Raw genomic sequence first — 14,798 nt, forward strand, 5'->3', positions numbered from 1 at the left:
TTCCCGACCGGTGACCCCAGCCTCGTTCCGGGGCGTCCACGGGCACACCAACCAGGGGTGGGGGCACGGGTGGTGATCGTGGAGCCGGTCCGGTGGTGTTCGATTGACGGCATGGCTGATGCGTTCGACGGGTTCCGGATCGGTGCGGGGTACTCGGTGGTCGAGCCGGACCGGCACCGTCCCGGGTCCTTCACGCTCGTCGTCGACGGCACACCGCAGTCGCACGTCGACCTCGAGGACCCGACCCACCTGGCGTTCGAGTACATCCGGCGGATCGGGCACGCGATCGACCTGCTGCCCTCCGGCCCGGTCACCGCGCTGCACCTCGGCGCCGGTGCCCTGACGCTCCCCCGGTACGTCGCCGTGACCCGGCCGGGCTCGCGCCAGCAGGTCATCGAACTCGAGCGCGACCTGGTGGACCACGTCCGTGAGGTCCTGCCGTTCCCACGCGGCGCGTCGATCCGGGTGCGGTACGGCGACGCGCGCGAGGTCCTCGGCAAGCTCCCCACCGGGCTGCGCGGCACCGTGGACCTCGCGGTGGTCGACGTCTTCGGCGGGTCGCAGATCCCGGCGCACGTGACGAGCATCGAGTTCTACCGCGAGGTCGCCGCGTTCCTGTCGCCGACCGGCATCGTCGCCGTGAACGTGGCCGACGGCGCGGGGCTCGCGTTCGCGCGTGGGCAGGCGTCGACGCTGCAGGCCGTGCTGCCGTCGGTCGCGGCGGTGGCGGACACCGGGATGCTCAAGGGCCGTCGGTTCGGGAACATCGTGCTGCTCGGCTCGCCGACCGACCTGCCGATCGCCGAGATGCCGCGGCGGTACTCCTCGGACCCGATGCCGGCGAAGGTCGTCCACGGTGCGGAGTTGCGGGCGTTCATCGCCGGGGCCCCGATCGTCACCGACGCGACGGCCGTGGCGTCGCCGGAGCCGAACCGGAGCGTGTTCGGCGGCTGATCCCACGCCGACGACGGGGGCGGCGCGCGAGGCCGTTCCCGGGCACTCGGCGGGTGCGGCTGTCAGGATGGTCTGAACGACCGCGCAGGTGCGCGACCGAGCGATGGGATCCCCTGATGACGAACGACGACCGGAGCAACCAGGACCGGACGGGCGACGGCCAGGCGCCGAGCTGGGGCGGAGCCCCGCAGCAGCAGCCCGCCGCCGAGGCACCGCGGTACGGCGAGCGGAGCGACTCGACGCCGCAGTACGGACAGCCCGCTCCCCGGTACGGCGAGCAGCAGGACCAGTACGGGCAGCAGCCGTCGGGCACGCCGAACTGGGGTGGCGAGCAGCAGCACGGCCAGCAGCAGTACGGCCAGCAGCCGTACGCCGCGGCGCCCGCGAGCTCCGGTTCACCGGCGTGGCAGAGCTACGAGGAGCCGAAGGCCAAGAAGAAGACCCTGGGCGTCGTGGCGTTCGTCGTCGGTCTCGCGGCGCTCGTCGTCGGCGTCATCGGCGGGTACCTGTTCGGGCAGGCCTTCGGCGGCTCCGAGGCCTTCCGCGACTCGATGGAGAACAGCGGGGCGACGCCGAGCGACTCGCAGATCACCGAACTGATGACGTCGTCCAACGCCGTCACCGGGTCGCTCATGTTCTACCTCGGCACCGCCCTCGGCCTGTGGGCGATCGTGCAGGGCATCATCGCGGCCGTCACCAAGCGCGGGCGTGCCTGGGGCGTCGTCGCGATCATCCTCGCCGTCGTCGCGGTGATCGCCTTCGGCATCGCCATCGGCTTCGCGGCGGTCGCCGCGAGCGGGATGTCCTGATCCGCTGACCAGCCGCTCCGACGGCCCGTCGTGCTCCGGCACGGCGGGCCGTTCTGCGTCCACAGCGCGAAGCCTGAGCGCGTCGCACCGGCCGCTCCCGGCAGAGCGCGGCTACCCTCGAACCGATGTCCCTCCCGCCCGACGACCGTCAGCAGCCCGACCCGTCCGACCCGTCCCGTGAACCGCGCCACGCGGCTCCCGTGACGGCCGGGGTCAGCCCGGGCAGCACCTTCGCGCCCATCAGCCTGCGACCGGCGGTCGACGTCGACGCCGTGCACCAGCGTCTGCGCGACCTCGGTCAGAGCCGCAGTACCGAAGCCCTCGCGGAACGCGCCGAGCTCCTCCGTCTGCTCGGCCGTCTCGACGAGTCGCTCGTCGTCGCGGAAGAGGTCTTCCGCCTGGCGATGTTCACCGGGGAGCGCCAGGACAAGGTCGCCGCCCGGATCCGTCGCGCGCACATCCTGCACGACCTCGGTCGGCACGAGCGTGCGGCGACCGAGGCCGCCCTGGCCCGTGACACCGCCGCGACCGAGGAGTGGCCGGAGCTCGAGGGCGCCGCCGCCGAGATCGAGGGCTGGTCGCTGTTCGAGAACGACCGCTTCGAGGAGGCCCGCGCCGCGCTGTCCCGCGCCTACCAGGCGTTCCGACAGGCGGGTGCGCCGTCCGAGCGCACCGACGCCCTGCGCACCGCGGTCGAGGCCGCGATGCGCGCGTCGATCACACACCCCGCGGAACCGGCCGACAAGCCGCGGACGGCCCGTGAGGTCGCCGCCCGCCGCGCCGAGGACGACGAACCGACCATGCGCGTCGCCGAACCGGTCAAGCAGGTGCCGCCGATCCGCCGCCGGGTGCTCGGTGCGCCGGACGCCGCCCGCACCGAGGCCGACGACATCTGGGGCCGGATCGCCGCCCGGGCAGCCAAGAAGGGCCAGGCCGACCCCCGCGCCGACCAGTGACCGCACTCGAGACGGTCCGCTCCCGCGCCGAGGCCCTCATCACCGAGCACCTCGGCGCCGGTTCGTGGGCCTTCGGCTTCGACCACGCGAAGACCCGCGCCGGGCAGTGCGACTTCGCCCGCAAGCGCATCACGGTCAGCCGGCACCTCGCCGCACGGTTCTCGGACGACGACGTCGAACAGGTCCTGCTGCACGAGGTCGCCCACGCCCTCGCCGGGGCCCGCGCCGGCCACGGTCCGAAGTGGAAGCGGACCGCGGCCGCCATCGGGTACACGGGTTCGCGGCTGCACGACGGCCCGATCGCCAGCGAGCTCGCACCGTGGATCGGGACCTGCCCCGCCGGACACGAGCACTTCCGCTACCGGACGCCCACCCGTCCGCTCGCCTGCGCCCGGTGCTCCCGCCGGTTCGATGCCCGCAACGCCATCGTCTGGCGACGTCGGAGCGCGGCGGACGACCCCTCGACGGTGGCCTCGACTACCGCATGAGTCCGTCGGCGCGCGGAGGCGCGCCGGTAACCCGTTAGCCTGGACGGATGCACACGGGGCAGCACATCCGCACTGACGCCGGTTCCACCTGGTTCTTCGACGCCGGTCGGATCGCCCTGGACTTCGCGCACACCGGCGGGTTCGCCGACGACCCGGACGGCCGGCGCCCCCGGTCGCAGCTCGGCGAACTGCTCGCGAGCCCGGCTGACCTGGACGAGTGGCTCAGCGACCACACCGAGCCCATCGACGTCGGGGCGAGCGCCCGTGAGCTGCAGGACGCCCGCGCGCTCCGCGCGGCCATCGCGCGACTGGCCGTCGCCGCGGCTCCCGGTCCGGCGACCACCGCCGCGGAGCGGACCGCGGTCGCGGCGGGCCTGCGTGCCGGGACCGGCCGCACGCGCCCCGCGCCCGACGACATCGACACCGTCAACCTGTTCGCCGCCCTGCCGGACGTGCCCCCGAGCCTCCCGGGTGGCCGACGCCGCGCCGGAGCCAACCGCGTCCGCCTGGCCCAGGCCCTGTCCAGCGTCGCGCGCGACGCGGTCGCGCTGTTCACCGAGGTCGGATTCGACGACGTCGAGGCCGACGGCCGCCCGACGCGCCTGAGCCGCTGCTCGGCGGACGACTGCGCGCTGGTGTTCTACGACTCCTCGCGGGGCGGGACCCGCCGCTGGTGCTCCATGCAGCGGTGCGGGAACCGCGCCAAGGTCCGGGCGCACCGCGCTCGGCGCGCAGCCGCCTGACCACTCGCCCTCCGCCGGGATCTCGCCTTCCAACAAAAAGATTCGGCGCACCGAATTCTCTGGCATGCTGGGGTCGTGACCGACACCGCCGCCGCCAGGACCACCGAGCACCCCTCGGGCGCACCGCGGCGACGGGCTGCCGGGCTCACCCTGCTCGGCCCGGCGTTCGTCGCGGCCATCGCCTACGTCGACCCCGGCAACGTCGCCGCCAACCTCACCGCCGGTGCGAAGTACGGCTACCTGCTGCTCTGGGTCCTGGTCGCCGCGAACGCCAGCGCCGTGGTCGTGCAGTACCTGTCCGCCAAGCTCGGCGTCGTCACGGGCAAGTCGCTGCCGGAGCACCTCGGGCTGCGGATGCGCCGCACCCCGCGCCTGCTGTTCTGGGGACAGGCCGAGATCGTCGCGGCCGCGACCGACGTCGCCGAGGTGATCGGCGGCGCACTCGCCCTGCACCTGCTGTTCGGCCTGCCGCTCGTCGCGGGCGGGCTCATCACCGGCGTCGTCTCCATGCTCCTGCTGACCCTGCACAGTCGCCGCGGGACCCGCACGTTCGAAGCCGTCGTCACCGCGATGCTCGCGGTCCTGACCGTCGGGTTCTGCGCCGGACTGCTGTTCGCCCAGGTCTCCCCCGCCGAGCTCGTCAGCGGCCTGGTTCCGCGGTTCGAGGGCTCCGAGTCGGTGATGCTGGCGGCGTCGATGCTCGGCGCGACGGTGATGCCCCACGCGGTGTACCTGCACTCCGCGCTGGCCCGCGACCGCCACGGCGACGTCCCCGCCGGTCCCGAGCGCCGCCGGGTGCTCGTCGCCACCCGGTGGGACGTGGGCCTCGCACTGGTCGTCGCCGGTGGTGTGAACATCTGCATGCTCGTCCTCGCCGCGGCGACGCTGCCCGGCGTCGCGGACACCGACTCGATCCCCGGCGCACAGCGGGCGATCGCCGAGCACGTCGGACCCGTCGTCGGCGTGCTGTTCGCGGTGGGTCTGCTGGCGTCAGGGCTGGCGTCGACCTCGGTCGGCTGCATGGCCGGCGCCGAGATCATGAAGGGGCTGCTGCACGTGCGGATCCCGCTGGTGGCACGGCGCGTGATCACCCTGGTGCCGGCGATCGTGCTGCTCGCGGTCGGTGCCGATGCGACGATGCTGCTCGTGGTGAGCCAGGTCGTGCTGAGCTTCGGGATCGCCTTCGCGATCGTCCCGCTGGTGGTCTACACGTCCCGCCGGAGCGTCATGGGCTCCGACGTGAACGCCGCGACCACCCGCGCGGTGGCGTGGGTGATCGCGGCTGTCATCGTGGCGCTCAACGTCGCGCTGATCGTGCTCACCCTGACGGGATGAGCACCGACGGTGCTCGCCGACGCGGTGCGCGACACGACGTCGGTCGTCACTCGACGACCGTGACGTCCTTCCAGAACGCGACGTAGCCCGAGTAGTCCTTGCCGACCCGGTCGAACGACGACGGGATCGGCGTCGGGTAGGACCACGCACGGTCCTGCAGCGCCTGCCCGTCGACGTTCACCGTGAAGTACTGCGTGTCGCCCTTCCACGGGCAGTGGTACTGGGTGGGGCTCTCGGTGAAGAGCTCGGACTTCACGCTCGACGGCGGGAAGTACCAGTTGCCCTCGATCTTGATGAGGTCCTCTTCCGGGGCCTCCGCGATCACCGTGTCGCCGACGACTGCCTTCATGCGTTGCTCCTTCGCTCGCTGGTGCCGGACGGCCTGGACGGCGCACCGGCCCTGTCCGCCCGAACGCTACGCCCGGCCCCGTGATTCCCGCAGGACGACCAGGTCCGGCCCGACGGCGAGTGCCGCGTGCACGTGTTCGCGTCCGAGGGCGGACGCGCTCTCGGACGCCGTGACCAGGTGCTTCACCGCGCGTCGGAGCCCCGTGTACGCCGCGCAGGCGGCGGCGGCCTCCGGCGCGGTGTGGTCGATCCCGACTGCGGCGAGCGCGTCGACGACGGCACCGGCCGCGAGCAGGTCCTCGACCGCGAAGTCGGGGGCGTCGGGCACGTCGACGGCTTCGCCCGCGGCCTCGGCCGCGTCGTCCAGGGCACCGGCGTGGTGCAGCCCGGCGGCGACGACGGCGACGACGCAGCGGTCGCCGCGTTCGGCCTGGAGGCCCGTCACCCGTTCCGCGATCGCGGTCGCGTTGCCGAGGTGGCCGAGCACGACCTCCGGCCCGTCCGGTACCCGGGCGGTCGCGTTCCGGAGCACGCGGCGCTGCGCCGCCGCGTCCGGCGAGCCCGGCAGGACGTCCACCCAGACGACGAGGTGTGCGCCGTGCGCGATGCGTGCGGCCCCGCCGGCGCCCCACGCGAACCGGACCTGGTACTGCTCCTGGGTGCGTTCTGCCACGTCCGTCACGATAGCCGTCCGGACGATGCTGTCCCTCTCCACAGGGTCACCGTCCCGACAGGCTCCGCCAGGGTCGACGACCGTAGGATGCACTTCCATGGAGATCGCCCCCGCGCCCACCCTGACCGGCGACCGTGTGACGCTCGAGCCCCTCTCACAGGAGCACGCGGACGACCTGCGGGCAGCGGTGACCGACGGCGATCTGTGGCGGACCTGGTACACCTCGGTCCCCGCGCCGGCCCAGGTCGAGGACGAGATCGACCGGCGTCTCGCCGAGCACGAGGCCGGCCGCATGGTGCCCTTCGCGGTGCGGGACCGTCCGACCGGCCGCGTGGTCGGTTCGACGACCTTCATGAACATCGACCCGGGCAACCGGCACGTCGAGATCGGCAGCACCTTCCTGGCGAAGTCGGCGCAGCGGTCGGGCATCAACACCGAGTCGAAGCTGCTGATGCTGTCCCACGCGTTCGAGGCGTGGCAGTGCATCGCGGTCGAGTTCCGCACGCACTGGCACAACCACCAGTCCCGCGCCGCGATCGCCGGCCTGGGCGCGAAGCAGGACGGCGTCCTGCGGAACCACTCCATCGGCCGCGACGGCACGCTCCGCGACACCGTGGTGTTCTCGATCATCGCGTCGGAGTGGCCGGCTGTCCGGCTGTCCCTGGCCGAGCGGCTCCGGCAGCACGACCGCGCCGAGGGGTCCCGCCGCCGGTCCGCCCGGCACGCCTGACCGTCAGAGCGTGTGACGGACGATCCGGTCGCCGAGCGGCTGGACCGGACGCGCGTTCTCGACGTGCGCCGCCTCGAGGTCGGCGAGCTGGTCGGCGCCGAGTTCGATCGGTTCCTCGAGCACGATCCACCGCACGCCTTCGGTGCACGGCGGCGTGGTGAGCGAGCCCTCGTACGTCGCGAACGACCTGACCTCCGGCAGCATCGCCTCGATGTCCACCGTGCTCTCGCGGCCGGCACCTGCCGTCGCCCCGGCGAGGTAGCTCTCGTAGGCGGGGTTGTGCGTGCCCCGCTCGGCGAGGACCCCGACGACGGTCAGGTCGCCGCGGCCGTCGGCGTGCACGAAGTGGAACTCCGCATCGGCCGGCTCGCCGTCGACGGTGTGCTCCGAACCCGCGTGGAAGTGCATCTGGACGAGGTCGAGGTCCTCGCCCGCGATGGTCGTCGAGGCGCCGTCACCGGCCGTGAACTGCACGGTGTGCCCGTTGTCCGCCGTCAGACCCCGGACGGCGCCGGAGCCGACGAGGTCGAGGTCGGCGCCACCGCGAGCTGCCGGCAGGTCGATCGGGGACTGCCGCTCGCCGGTGCCGCAGGTGCCGTACTCGTCGGCGAGGGCGCCCCAGCGCTCCGGTGACCCGGCACCCTCGTACGACCACGACGTGCCGGCGTCGTGCGCGTCGGCCTCGGGAGGCGTTCCGGCCGCGCAGCCGGCGAGGACGAGGAGGACGGCGGGGGCGGCGAGCAGGGGGAGGCGGTGGTGAGTGGTTCGCATGCTGTACACACTCACATACTCGTATTTCACATTTGCCGAGAGCGGGTGTGGGCCGCGAGCGTAGGGTCCTCGGCATGCACGTCGGTATCCGGATCGTCCTCGACGCGCCGGTGGCCGCCGTGCGCGACGCCCTGCTGTCCCCGTCCGTGATGGTCGCGGTGACGAAACCGTTCCTGGTGTACCGCTCGCGCAGCCCCGAGGGGTTCCCCGAGCGGTGGGAACCGGGACACCCGCACCCGATCACCGCGAGTGCGTTCGGGCTCGTGCCGAGCGGCGACACGCACGTCGACCTCGACCTGTACGAGATCGACGGAGTCCCCGTGCAGCGCGACAACGGGGGCGGGACGAGCGGGCTGTTCGGCCGGATGACGATGCGCCACCGGATGGCCGTCGTCCCGGCTCCCGGCGACCGGACGCTGCTGATCGACCGCCTCACCTACCGGATGCGGCCGTGGCCGCTCGGCGCACTGCTGTGGCCGGGGATGTGGGTCATCTGGCAGTGGCGGGCGTACCGGATGCGTGCGCTCGCACCCACCTGGCGGACGGATGCCGACTGACGCAGGGCGAGTCGGGCCTCCCGTCCGCCGCGGAGCGGGCGTAGCCTCGACCACGTGAGCCAGACGCGCCCCCAGGAGCCGACGACCGACGACCGCGTGCGGAGCACGCTCGCGACCGTGGACTGGCGGCGCATGACGTTCGACCTGTACCGCCGTGTCCGTGCGACGCCGGATCCGCAGACGGCGCACGCGCTGTGGCGGGAGACCCGCGACGCGATGTTCGCGGAGCACCCGGCGTCGCCGCTCCTCGACGAGGACGCCCACGACTTCGAGTCGCTGCCCGTGCCGGACTACGACCCCGCCTGGCGGTTCCAGGTCCGCATCGAGGCGACGGAGCCAGCCGAGTTCGACTTCGAGACCGGCACCGACGGCGTCGTCCACTTCGACCGCCTCGGCCTCGTGCGGATCCCCGGAGTCGGCACCCTCGACGTGTGGGAGCACGGCGGGTACGCGGGTGGCCTGTTCGTCCCCGTGAAGGACTCCAGCGCCGGCAAGGCCCGCGGCACGTACGGCGGCGGACGCTACCTGCTCGACACGATCAAGGGCTCGGACCTCGGCGGCGACGACGCGGACTCGCTCGTGCTGGACTTCAACTTCGCGTACAACCCGTCGTGCGCGTACGACCCGGCGTGGGCGTGCCCGCTCGCGCCTCCCGGCAACACCGTGCCGGTGCCGATCCCGGTCGGCGAGCAGTACGACTTCTAGGGTGGAACGCATGACAGGTCTGGTCGCACTCGACGCCGGCGGACGCGTGCCGCCCTTCGAGCAGGTCCGCTCGCAGATCGCGGCGCAGATCGGTGCGGGGTACCTCGTCGACGGCGAACGACTGCCGAGCGTGCGCGGCCTGGCCGACGAGCTCGGACTCGCCGCAGGGACGGTCGCGAAGGCCTACCAGCTGCTCGAGGAGGCCGGGCTCGTGCACACCGCGCGCGGCGCCGGGACACGGGTGGTGCGGCCGGCCGAGGTGCCGGACGCGGTCGCGGACGCCGCACGTGCCCTGGCGGCCGCTGCCCGCGGTGCCGGGCTCTCCGCCGACCAGGCGGCCACCGCGCTCAAGGACGCCTGGCCCGCGTAGCCCCGGAGGCTCCGGGCGTACCTGGTGCTTCCGGGCGCTCAGCAGCGCTCGTAGACGTACGCGTCGTCCTTCGGGGTGACCAGGTCGCGGTCCCGCAGGATCGTCATGGCGGGGCGGCTCTTCAGCTTGCAGACCGAGCCCCACGAGCGCTCGAGGGTGTCCGAGTACTCCACGTCGATGACCCGCCCGCCGTAGACCTTCGTGTACGCCGCGCACTCCCGGTACTGCACGCACTCCTCGGCGACGACGAAGTCGAACCCGGTCTGCTTCCGCCCCGACGCCCCGAGCTGCGGCGTGTTCTTCTGCCCGACGGCCAGGCCGTGCCGGTGTCCGGCGGCCACCAGCGACTTCGCGAGCGCCAGGTTGCCGGCACGGGTCAGCCGCTTCCCGCTGCGGGTCCACGAGTCGAGGTTGTCGAACTCGACCGCGTCGAACCCGCGGTCGCCGCAGCGGGCGACGGTCTTCGCGATCACCTTCGTGATGAGCGCGCGCTTCGCCGCCGTCCGGGTGTCGAGCAGCATCTCGTCCGGCCACCCCGGGTCGGACACCGGCTTGCCGGCCCGGTCACGCAGGATCGCCGACGGGTACGACTTCGTCCACGTGCGAGCCGCCTCGGGCTGTGTCTGGAACCCGTTGACGTAGCAGATGTCATACGTGCCCTTCGCGGGCTTCGCGGTGCTGTCCCGTTCGACGATCGTCACGCCGGACGGCGGTGTGTAGGAGCCGCCGAGCTGGTAGTCGGGGCGCCCCGAGGTCGGCAGGTTGCGGTAGCTCGCCGCAGCGCTGGTCGGAGCAGCCTCGGCGCAGCCGGCCGTGCCGAGGACGGCCACCAGGGCCATCGCGGTGGTGATCAGGACGGTTCGCGTACGCACCCCGGAATCCTCGCATGCGCACGTCGAACTGCCCGGTCCTGGGTTCTGCGGGGTGCACGCGCTATGCTGGTGGTACTCGAGACGCCGATCGTCTCGTGCGTCGTACGGACGCCCCGAACTCCCGACCACGTTCCACTGATCCTCTGGTCGATGATCGAGCACCTCCCGAAGGTGCCCAGGCTTCTCTGCTGCGGCGACTGCGCCAGCCACCTCTGTTGGCGCGCATCCCGCCCGCGCGCTGCCTCAGAGCGCGCCCACAGCCGGTCTCATCCGGCTCGAAAGGTCACCATGACCACCAATGACCTCCGTTTCTCCGACCTCGGCGTCCCCGCGCCGATGGTCGCCGTCCTCGCCGACCAGGGCAAGGAGACCGCGTTCCCGATCCAGGAGGACACGCTCCCCGACTCCCTGCAGGGCAAGGACGTCCTCGGCCGCGGCCGCACCGGCTCCGGCAAGACGATCGCGTTCGCGATCCCGCTCGTCGCCCGTCTCGCAGCCAGCGGCCGCAAGCGCCGCGCCGGCCGCCCCCGCGCCCTGGTGCTCGCCCCGACGCGTGAGCTCGCGACCCAGATCGACGTCGCCCTCGCCCCGCTCGCCAAGGCCATGGGCCTGAACACGACCACCATCTTCGGTGGCGTCGGTCAGGGCCGTCAGGTCGACGCCCTGCGCGGCGGCGTGGACGTCGTCGTCGCCTGCCCGGGCCGGCTCGCCGACCTCATGCAGCAGGGCCACGTGAACCTCGGCGACATCGAGGTGACCGTCCTCGACGAGGCCGACCACATGGCCGACATGGGCTTCCTGCCCGGTGTCACCAAGATCATGCAGGCGACCCCCGAGAACGGACAGCGACTGCTGTTCTCGGCCACGCTCGACAACGGCGTGGACAAGCTCGTCAAGAAGTTCCTGCACAACCCGGTGATGCACTCCGTCGACGAGGCGAACAGCCCCGTCGAGGCGATGACCCACCACCTGTTCGAGGTCGCCGACGCCGACGCGAAGAAGCACCTCGTGAGCACCCTCGCCTCGGGCAACGGTCGCCGCATCCTGTTCATGCGCACGAAGCACCACGCCAAGCGCCTCGCCAAGCAGCTCAGCAGCCAGGGGATCCCGGCCGTCGACCTGCAGGGCAACCTGTCGCAGGGCGCCCGTGAGCGGAACCTCGCGAAGTTCTCGTCCGGCGAGGCCCTCGTCCTCGTCGCCACCGACGTCGCCGCCCGCGGTGTGCACGTCGACAACGTCCAGCTCGTCGTGCACGTCGACCCGCCCACCGAGCACAAGGCGTACCTGCACCGCTCGGGCCGTACCGCCCGCGCCGGTTCGTCGGGTGACGTCGTCACGGTGACGATGCCCGCCGAGCGTCGCGACGTCGCGCAGATGATGCGCGCCGCCGCGATCAAGGTCACCCCGCAGCAGGTCACCGCGACGTCGCCGGCGGTCACCACGCTCGTCGGCGAGGTCGCCCCGATCCGCCACGTCGCCGAGGAGCCCGCACAGCAGCAGCGTCAGCCCAAGCAGCGTTCCGCCGATTCCGCCGGTGACCGCGGTCGCCGTGGTCGCGGCGGTCGTCCGGGAGGCTCGGGTCAGCCCGCACGCTCCGGCTCGGCTTCCGAGTCCGCCGGTTCGGCCGGGGGCCGTCAGGGCCGTCCGGCTCGTGGCGCACGGTCCGAGGGCGCCGGTCGCTCCGCTGCGGCGGGTGCGGGCTCGACGGGCGGTCGCCGCAGCGGCGGCAGCCGTCGCGCCGGCAGCGACACCGTGCGCGGTGGGTCGTCGGCGGTCTGGTCCTCGGACGGTGGCTACGCCGCGGGCCGTGGAGCCGGCCAGGAGTCGGGCGGGGGCCGTCGTGGCTCCTCGCGACGCGCCTCCCGTCCGGCCGGCGCTGCAGACCGCCACTGACCTGCCCGACCCGGCCGCGCTGACCCGCGGGGGACAACCTTGAGGTCGGCTGCGAGCCCACCACCGCGACAGGCGTAGTTTCTCCTGCACCGGATGCCGCGCGAGCGGCTGACGGGGAAACGTCCGCTGTTGGAAGGAGTGCCTATGGCTGGGATCGAAGACATCAAGAACGCCGCTGAGAAGGCGGCAGGCAAGGTCAAGGAGGCCGTCGGGAACGCGACGGACAACGACCACCTCAAGGCTGAGGGCAAGACCGATCAGGTCAAGGCCGACACCAAGCAGGCGGGTACGAACGTCAAGGACGCCGCTTCCGGCGTCGCCGACAGCCTCAAGAACGACCGCGACACCAAGTAACAAGCCGGTCCAGCACCGCGCTGCGAAGCCCCCGGATCCGATCGGATCCGGGGGCTTCGTCGTGTCCGGGTGCTGCCTGTTCGAGGACCGGGCCGGTCGTCACATGAGCGCGCCGACCGAGGCGAGGCCCGCGCGCAGCAGGGCACCGCGGCCACCCTCCATGTCGTCGGCGACGCCGTCGGACGCGGCTTCCATCGGGGTCATCCAGGTGAGCTCGAGGGCGTCCTGCCGGGGCTCGCACGTGCCGGTCACCGGGACGACGTAGGCCAGCGAGATCGCGTGCTGCCGCTCGTCGGTGTAGACGGACGCGCCGGGGAGCGGGAAGTACTCGGCCACGGTGAACGGCGTCGGGCTCGACGGCAGCTGCGGGAACGCCATCGGCCCGAGGTCCTTCTCGAGGTGGCGGAAGAGCGCCGTGCGGATGGACTCACCGAACATCACACGACCGGACACCAGGGTGCGCACGATCGAACCGCTCGGGGCCACGCGCAGGAGCACCCCGACCTCGGTCACGACGCCGAGCCCGTCGGTGCGGACGGGGATCGCCTCGACGTAGCAGATGGGGAGTCGACGACGCGCGTTGGCGAGTTCCTCGTCGGACAGCCAGCCGGAGTCGGGGTCGGGGGTTTGCAACGAGGCCATGCACCGTGTCTACCAGGGACGGCGTCGAGTTCGGCGGAAGGCGCGGGACTTGGGGATGGTTAGCGTTGTCCACATGATCGATGCAGACCTGGTGCAGTGGACGCGTCCCGCGGAAGAACGCGCGGGGACCCCGCTGCTCGTGACCATGCACGGCGTGGGGTCGAACGAGCACGACCTGCTCGGACTCGCCCCCGCGCTGCCGGCAGCCTGGACGATGGCGTCGCTGCGGGCACCGATGCCGTGGGGGCAGGGGTTCAGCTGGTACCCGCTCGGCACACCCGGTTCCCCTGCACTCGGGCCCGTCGACGCCGCGGCCGCCGGGGTGCTCGCGTGGATCGACTCCGTCGCCGCCGACCACCCGCGGATCGGCCTGCTCGGGTTCTCGCAGGGCGGGTCGATGGCGCTCCAGCTGCTGCGGGCACGGCCGGCTGCGTTCGCGTTCGCGGTGTCGCTCTCCGGGTTCGTCGTGCCGGGGGTGACGGACTCGCGTGACGGGGCCGTCGCCGGCGTCCGACCGCGGGTGTTCCTCGGGCACGGCGACCTCGACCCGGTGATCCCGGCCGAGGCCACCGCGCGCACGCAGGCGTGGGCGGCGGCGAACACCACCGTGACGGACCGGACGTACGAAGGGCTGCCGCACGCGGTGTCCGCAGCGGAACTGGCGGACGTGGCGGCGTTCATCGGGGCGTAGGCGCGGGACGCGCTTGGTGAGCAGAAATGGTCGGGTCCGACGTGCGGACTCGACCTTTTCTGCTCACGATGCGCGGGGGTCAGCCCCGGCGACGACGGACGGGAGGCACGGTGCGGGCAGGCACCGTGCCTCCCGTCCGGTTCGTCCGTCAGTCGGCGAGGATCTGCAGCAGGTCCTTGCGGAGCTGGTCGACCTTGGCGGTGGCGGCCTTGGCCTGGTCCTCCGTCGCGGTCGTGCGGTACATCTGCAGGACGCCCATGGTCTTCCGGAGCGCCTCGAAGAACTCGCGCTGGGCGTCCGGGATCCCGGGCGCCGCGTCGAGTGCCGCCGCGATCTCGTCGGCCTTCGCCTCGGCCTCGGCCTTGCCGGCGTCGGTGAGCTCGAAGAGCGTCTTGCGGCCGTCGCCCGACGAGACCACGAGGTCTTCGTCGACGAGCTGCTGGAGTGTCGGGTAGACCGAACCCGGGCTCGGCTTCCACGCGCCGCCGGTGCGCTCGGCGATGGTCTTGATCACGGCGTAGCCGTTCTGCGGTCCCTCGGCCAGCAAACCGAGGATCGCGAGGCGGACGTCACCGCGGCGACGGCGTTCGCGACCGAAGCCGGGTCCGCCGAAGCCGCCGAAGCCGGGCCCGAAGCCCATGCCCGGCCCGAAGCCCGGGCCGAAGCCACGGCCGCCTCGACCGCCGTGCTCGTGGTCACCGCGGTCGCGGCCGGGGAACCCGGCGCCGTGGTGCTGCCGCGCGCCGCCGAACCGGGGGCCGCGCGGGTGGTGGTTGCTGTCGTTGTCGTCGTGCATGGGGCGCATGGTGCGTCCTTCCTTGGTGCTGAGTCGGCTCGCGATCGGTCTGACTGGTTTCGTCTTCGTCGTATCGCGATGTGTTTACGATAGATCGCTAACTGTCGTTCT

At 72.6% G+C, this 14,798-nt stretch carries 19 protein-coding genes; 13 read left to right on the forward strand and 6 right to left on the reverse strand.

Features of this window, described 5'->3' with window-relative positions; translation table 11 throughout:
• Positions 1 to 111: 111 nt before the first annotated feature.
• From ACGH48_RS17775 to ACGH48_RS17800, 6 genes are all read left to right on the forward strand, one after another.
• Positions 112 to 954, forward strand: coding sequence for a spermidine synthase (locus ACGH48_RS17775; RefSeq protein WP_123311686.1), 843 nt, complete (start codon positions 112 to 114; stop codon positions 952 to 954).
• 116 nt (positions 955 to 1,070) lie between these two features.
• Positions 1,071 to 1,763, forward strand: coding sequence for a hypothetical protein (locus ACGH48_RS17780; RefSeq protein WP_396289568.1), 693 nt, complete (start codon positions 1,071 to 1,073; stop codon positions 1,761 to 1,763).
• A 125-nt stretch (positions 1,764 to 1,888) separates the two neighbouring features.
• On the forward strand, positions 1,889 to 2,719 hold the full coding sequence (locus tag ACGH48_RS17785; protein WP_111083497.1) for a hypothetical protein: 831 nt from the start codon (positions 1,889 to 1,891) through the stop codon (positions 2,717 to 2,719).
• The gene (locus ACGH48_RS17790) at positions 2,716 to 3,207 is read left to right on the forward strand and encodes a SprT-like domain-containing protein (protein ID WP_123311682.1); all 492 of its coding nucleotides are present in this window, start codon (positions 2,716 to 2,718) and stop codon (positions 3,205 to 3,207) included. The genes ACGH48_RS17785 and ACGH48_RS17790 overlap by 4 nt, the downstream gene beginning before the upstream one ends.
• 47 nt (positions 3,208 to 3,254) lie before the next feature.
• Positions 3,255 to 3,950 carry a CGNR zinc finger domain-containing protein gene (locus ACGH48_RS17795; protein ID WP_123311680.1) on the forward strand — a complete coding sequence of 232 codons (696 nt, stop codon included), beginning with the start codon at positions 3,255 to 3,257 and terminating at the stop codon, positions 3,948 to 3,950.
• Positions 3,951 to 4,025: 75 nt separating this feature from the next.
• Positions 4,026 to 5,285: an Nramp family divalent metal transporter gene (locus ACGH48_RS17800; protein ID WP_396289569.1), complete on the forward strand. Its 1,260-nt coding sequence runs from the start codon at positions 4,026 to 4,028 to the stop codon at positions 5,283 to 5,285.
• 46 nt (positions 5,286 to 5,331) lie between these two features.
• Here ACGH48_RS17800 and ACGH48_RS17805 read toward each other — a convergent pair whose 3' ends face one another.
• Together ACGH48_RS17805 and ACGH48_RS17810 are read right to left on the reverse strand one after the other, a co-directional pair.
• Positions 5,332 to 5,634, reverse strand: coding sequence for a DUF427 domain-containing protein (locus ACGH48_RS17805; RefSeq protein ID WP_111083501.1), 303 nt, complete (start codon positions 5,632 to 5,634; stop codon positions 5,332 to 5,334).
• Positions 5,635 to 5,700: 66 nt separating this feature from the next.
• The gene (locus ACGH48_RS17810; RefSeq protein WP_396289570.1) at positions 5,701 to 6,306 is read right to left on the reverse strand and encodes a hypothetical protein; all 606 of its coding nucleotides are present in this window, start codon (positions 6,304 to 6,306) and stop codon (positions 5,701 to 5,703) included.
• 97 nt (positions 6,307 to 6,403) lie between these two features.
• On the opposite strand from ACGH48_RS17810, the gene ACGH48_RS17815 reads away from it, so the two are divergent.
• Positions 6,404 to 7,036, forward strand: a complete 633-nt coding sequence (locus ACGH48_RS17815; protein ID WP_123311676.1) for a GNAT family N-acetyltransferase — start codon at positions 6,404 to 6,406, stop codon at positions 7,034 to 7,036.
• Positions 7,037 to 7,039: 3 nt separating this feature from the next.
• Here the strand turns inward: ACGH48_RS17815 and ACGH48_RS17820 are convergent, their stop codons facing one another.
• Positions 7,040 to 7,807, reverse strand: coding sequence for a carbonic anhydrase (locus tag ACGH48_RS17820; protein WP_396289571.1), 768 nt, complete (start codon positions 7,805 to 7,807; stop codon positions 7,040 to 7,042).
• A 74-nt stretch (positions 7,808 to 7,881) separates the two neighbouring features.
• On the opposite strand from ACGH48_RS17820, the gene ACGH48_RS17825 reads away from it, so the two are divergent.
• The 3 genes from ACGH48_RS17825 to ACGH48_RS17835 all read left to right on the forward strand — a co-directional run bounded on the left by ACGH48_RS17825 (position 7,882) and on the right by ACGH48_RS17835 (position 9,439).
• Positions 7,882 to 8,364 (forward strand): hypothetical protein, encoded by a 483-nt coding sequence (locus tag ACGH48_RS17825; RefSeq protein WP_340197808.1) that lies wholly within the window; start codon positions 7,882 to 7,884, stop codon positions 8,362 to 8,364.
• A 132-nt stretch (positions 8,365 to 8,496) separates the two neighbouring features.
• Positions 8,497 to 9,069, forward strand: a complete 573-nt coding sequence (locus tag ACGH48_RS17830; RefSeq protein WP_396291139.1) for a DUF1684 domain-containing protein — start codon at positions 8,497 to 8,499, stop codon at positions 9,067 to 9,069.
• A 10-nt stretch (positions 9,070 to 9,079) separates the two neighbouring features.
• A complete protein-coding gene (locus ACGH48_RS17835) occupies positions 9,080 to 9,439 on the forward strand; it encodes a GntR family transcriptional regulator (RefSeq protein ID WP_340197810.1) in 360 nt (119 codons plus the stop codon).
• Positions 9,440 to 9,477: 38 nt separating this feature from the next.
• On the opposite strand, the gene ACGH48_RS17840 is transcribed toward ACGH48_RS17835, so the two are convergent.
• Complete coding sequence (locus ACGH48_RS17840) at positions 9,478 to 10,311, reverse strand: endo alpha-1,4 polygalactosaminidase (protein ID WP_396289572.1); 834 nt, start codon at positions 10,309 to 10,311, stop codon at positions 9,478 to 9,480.
• Between the two features lie 288 nt (positions 10,312 to 10,599).
• Between ACGH48_RS17840 and ACGH48_RS17845 the strand changes: the two genes are divergently transcribed.
• Both ACGH48_RS17845 and ACGH48_RS17850 read left to right on the forward strand, forming a co-directional pair.
• The gene (locus ACGH48_RS17845) at positions 10,600 to 12,204 is read left to right on the forward strand and encodes a DEAD/DEAH box helicase (protein WP_396289573.1); all 1,605 of its coding nucleotides are present in this window, start codon (positions 10,600 to 10,602) and stop codon (positions 12,202 to 12,204) included.
• A 144-nt stretch (positions 12,205 to 12,348) separates the two neighbouring features.
• Positions 12,349 to 12,558, forward strand: a complete 210-nt coding sequence (locus ACGH48_RS17850) for a CsbD family protein (RefSeq protein WP_123311664.1) — start codon at positions 12,349 to 12,351, stop codon at positions 12,556 to 12,558.
• A 99-nt stretch (positions 12,559 to 12,657) separates the two neighbouring features.
• On the opposite strand, the gene ACGH48_RS17855 is transcribed toward ACGH48_RS17850, so the two are convergent.
• Entirely contained in the window at positions 12,658 to 13,200 is a 543-nt protein-coding gene (locus ACGH48_RS17855; protein WP_111083509.1) for an NUDIX hydrolase family protein, read from the reverse strand.
• A 73-nt stretch (positions 13,201 to 13,273) separates the two neighbouring features.
• Here ACGH48_RS17855 and ACGH48_RS17860 point away from each other — a divergent pair, with 73 nt between their 5' ends.
• On the forward strand, positions 13,274 to 13,891 hold the full coding sequence (locus ACGH48_RS17860; RefSeq protein ID WP_396289574.1) for an alpha/beta hydrolase: 618 nt from the start codon (positions 13,274 to 13,276) through the stop codon (positions 13,889 to 13,891).
• 148 nt (positions 13,892 to 14,039) lie between these two features.
• On the opposite strand, the gene ACGH48_RS17865 is transcribed toward ACGH48_RS17860, so the two are convergent.
• Positions 14,040 to 14,696: a PadR family transcriptional regulator gene (locus tag ACGH48_RS17865; RefSeq protein ID WP_396289576.1), complete on the reverse strand. Its 657-nt coding sequence runs from the start codon at positions 14,694 to 14,696 to the stop codon at positions 14,040 to 14,042.
• Positions 14,697 to 14,798: the final 102 nt, after the last annotated feature.

Source organism: Curtobacterium pomorum, from assembly GCF_044497295.1.
Classification (GTDB): Bacteria; Actinomycetota; Actinomycetes; order Actinomycetales; family Microbacteriaceae; genus Curtobacterium.

Excerpts from the sequence above, each read along its gene's own strand:
- ACGH48_RS17805 (WP_111083501.1), bottom strand. The coding sequence starts at position 5,634 with ATGAAGGCAGTCGTCGGCGACACGGTGATCGCGGAGGCCCCGGAAGAG.
- ACGH48_RS17865 (WP_396289576.1), bottom strand. The coding sequence starts at position 14,696 with ATGCGCCCCATGCACGACGACAACGACAGCAACCACCACCCGCGCGGC.
- ACGH48_RS17820 (WP_396289571.1), bottom strand. The coding sequence starts at position 7,807 with ATGCGAACCACTCACCACCGCCTCCCCCTGCTCGCCGCCCCCGCCGTC.
- ACGH48_RS17795 (WP_123311680.1), top strand. The coding sequence starts at position 3,255 with ATGCACACGGGGCAGCACATCCGCACTGACGCCGGTTCCACCTGGTTC.
- ACGH48_RS17855 (WP_111083509.1), bottom strand. The coding sequence starts at position 13,200 with ATGGCCTCGTTGCAAACCCCCGACCCCGACTCCGGCTGGCTGTCCGAC.
- ACGH48_RS17850 (WP_123311664.1), top strand. The coding sequence starts at position 12,349 with ATGGCTGGGATCGAAGACATCAAGAACGCCGCTGAGAAGGCGGCAGGC.
- ACGH48_RS17830 (WP_396291139.1), top strand. The coding sequence starts at position 8,497 with ATGACGTTCGACCTGTACCGCCGTGTCCGTGCGACGCCGGATCCGCAG.
- ACGH48_RS17860 (WP_396289574.1), top strand. The coding sequence starts at position 13,274 with ATGATCGATGCAGACCTGGTGCAGTGGACGCGTCCCGCGGAAGAACGC.
- ACGH48_RS17825 (WP_340197808.1), top strand. The coding sequence starts at position 7,882 with ATGCACGTCGGTATCCGGATCGTCCTCGACGCGCCGGTGGCCGCCGTG.
- ACGH48_RS17775 (WP_123311686.1), top strand. The coding sequence starts at position 112 with ATGGCTGATGCGTTCGACGGGTTCCGGATCGGTGCGGGGTACTCGGTG.
- ACGH48_RS17815 (WP_123311676.1), top strand. The coding sequence starts at position 6,404 with ATGGAGATCGCCCCCGCGCCCACCCTGACCGGCGACCGTGTGACGCTC.
- ACGH48_RS17845 (WP_396289573.1), top strand. The coding sequence starts at position 10,600 with ATGACCACCAATGACCTCCGTTTCTCCGACCTCGGCGTCCCCGCGCCG.
- ACGH48_RS17835 (WP_340197810.1), top strand. The coding sequence starts at position 9,080 with ATGACAGGTCTGGTCGCACTCGACGCCGGCGGACGCGTGCCGCCCTTC.
- ACGH48_RS17780 (WP_396289568.1), top strand. The coding sequence starts at position 1,071 with ATGACGAACGACGACCGGAGCAACCAGGACCGGACGGGCGACGGCCAG.
- ACGH48_RS17785 (WP_111083497.1), top strand. The coding sequence starts at position 1,889 with ATGTCCCTCCCGCCCGACGACCGTCAGCAGCCCGACCCGTCCGACCCG.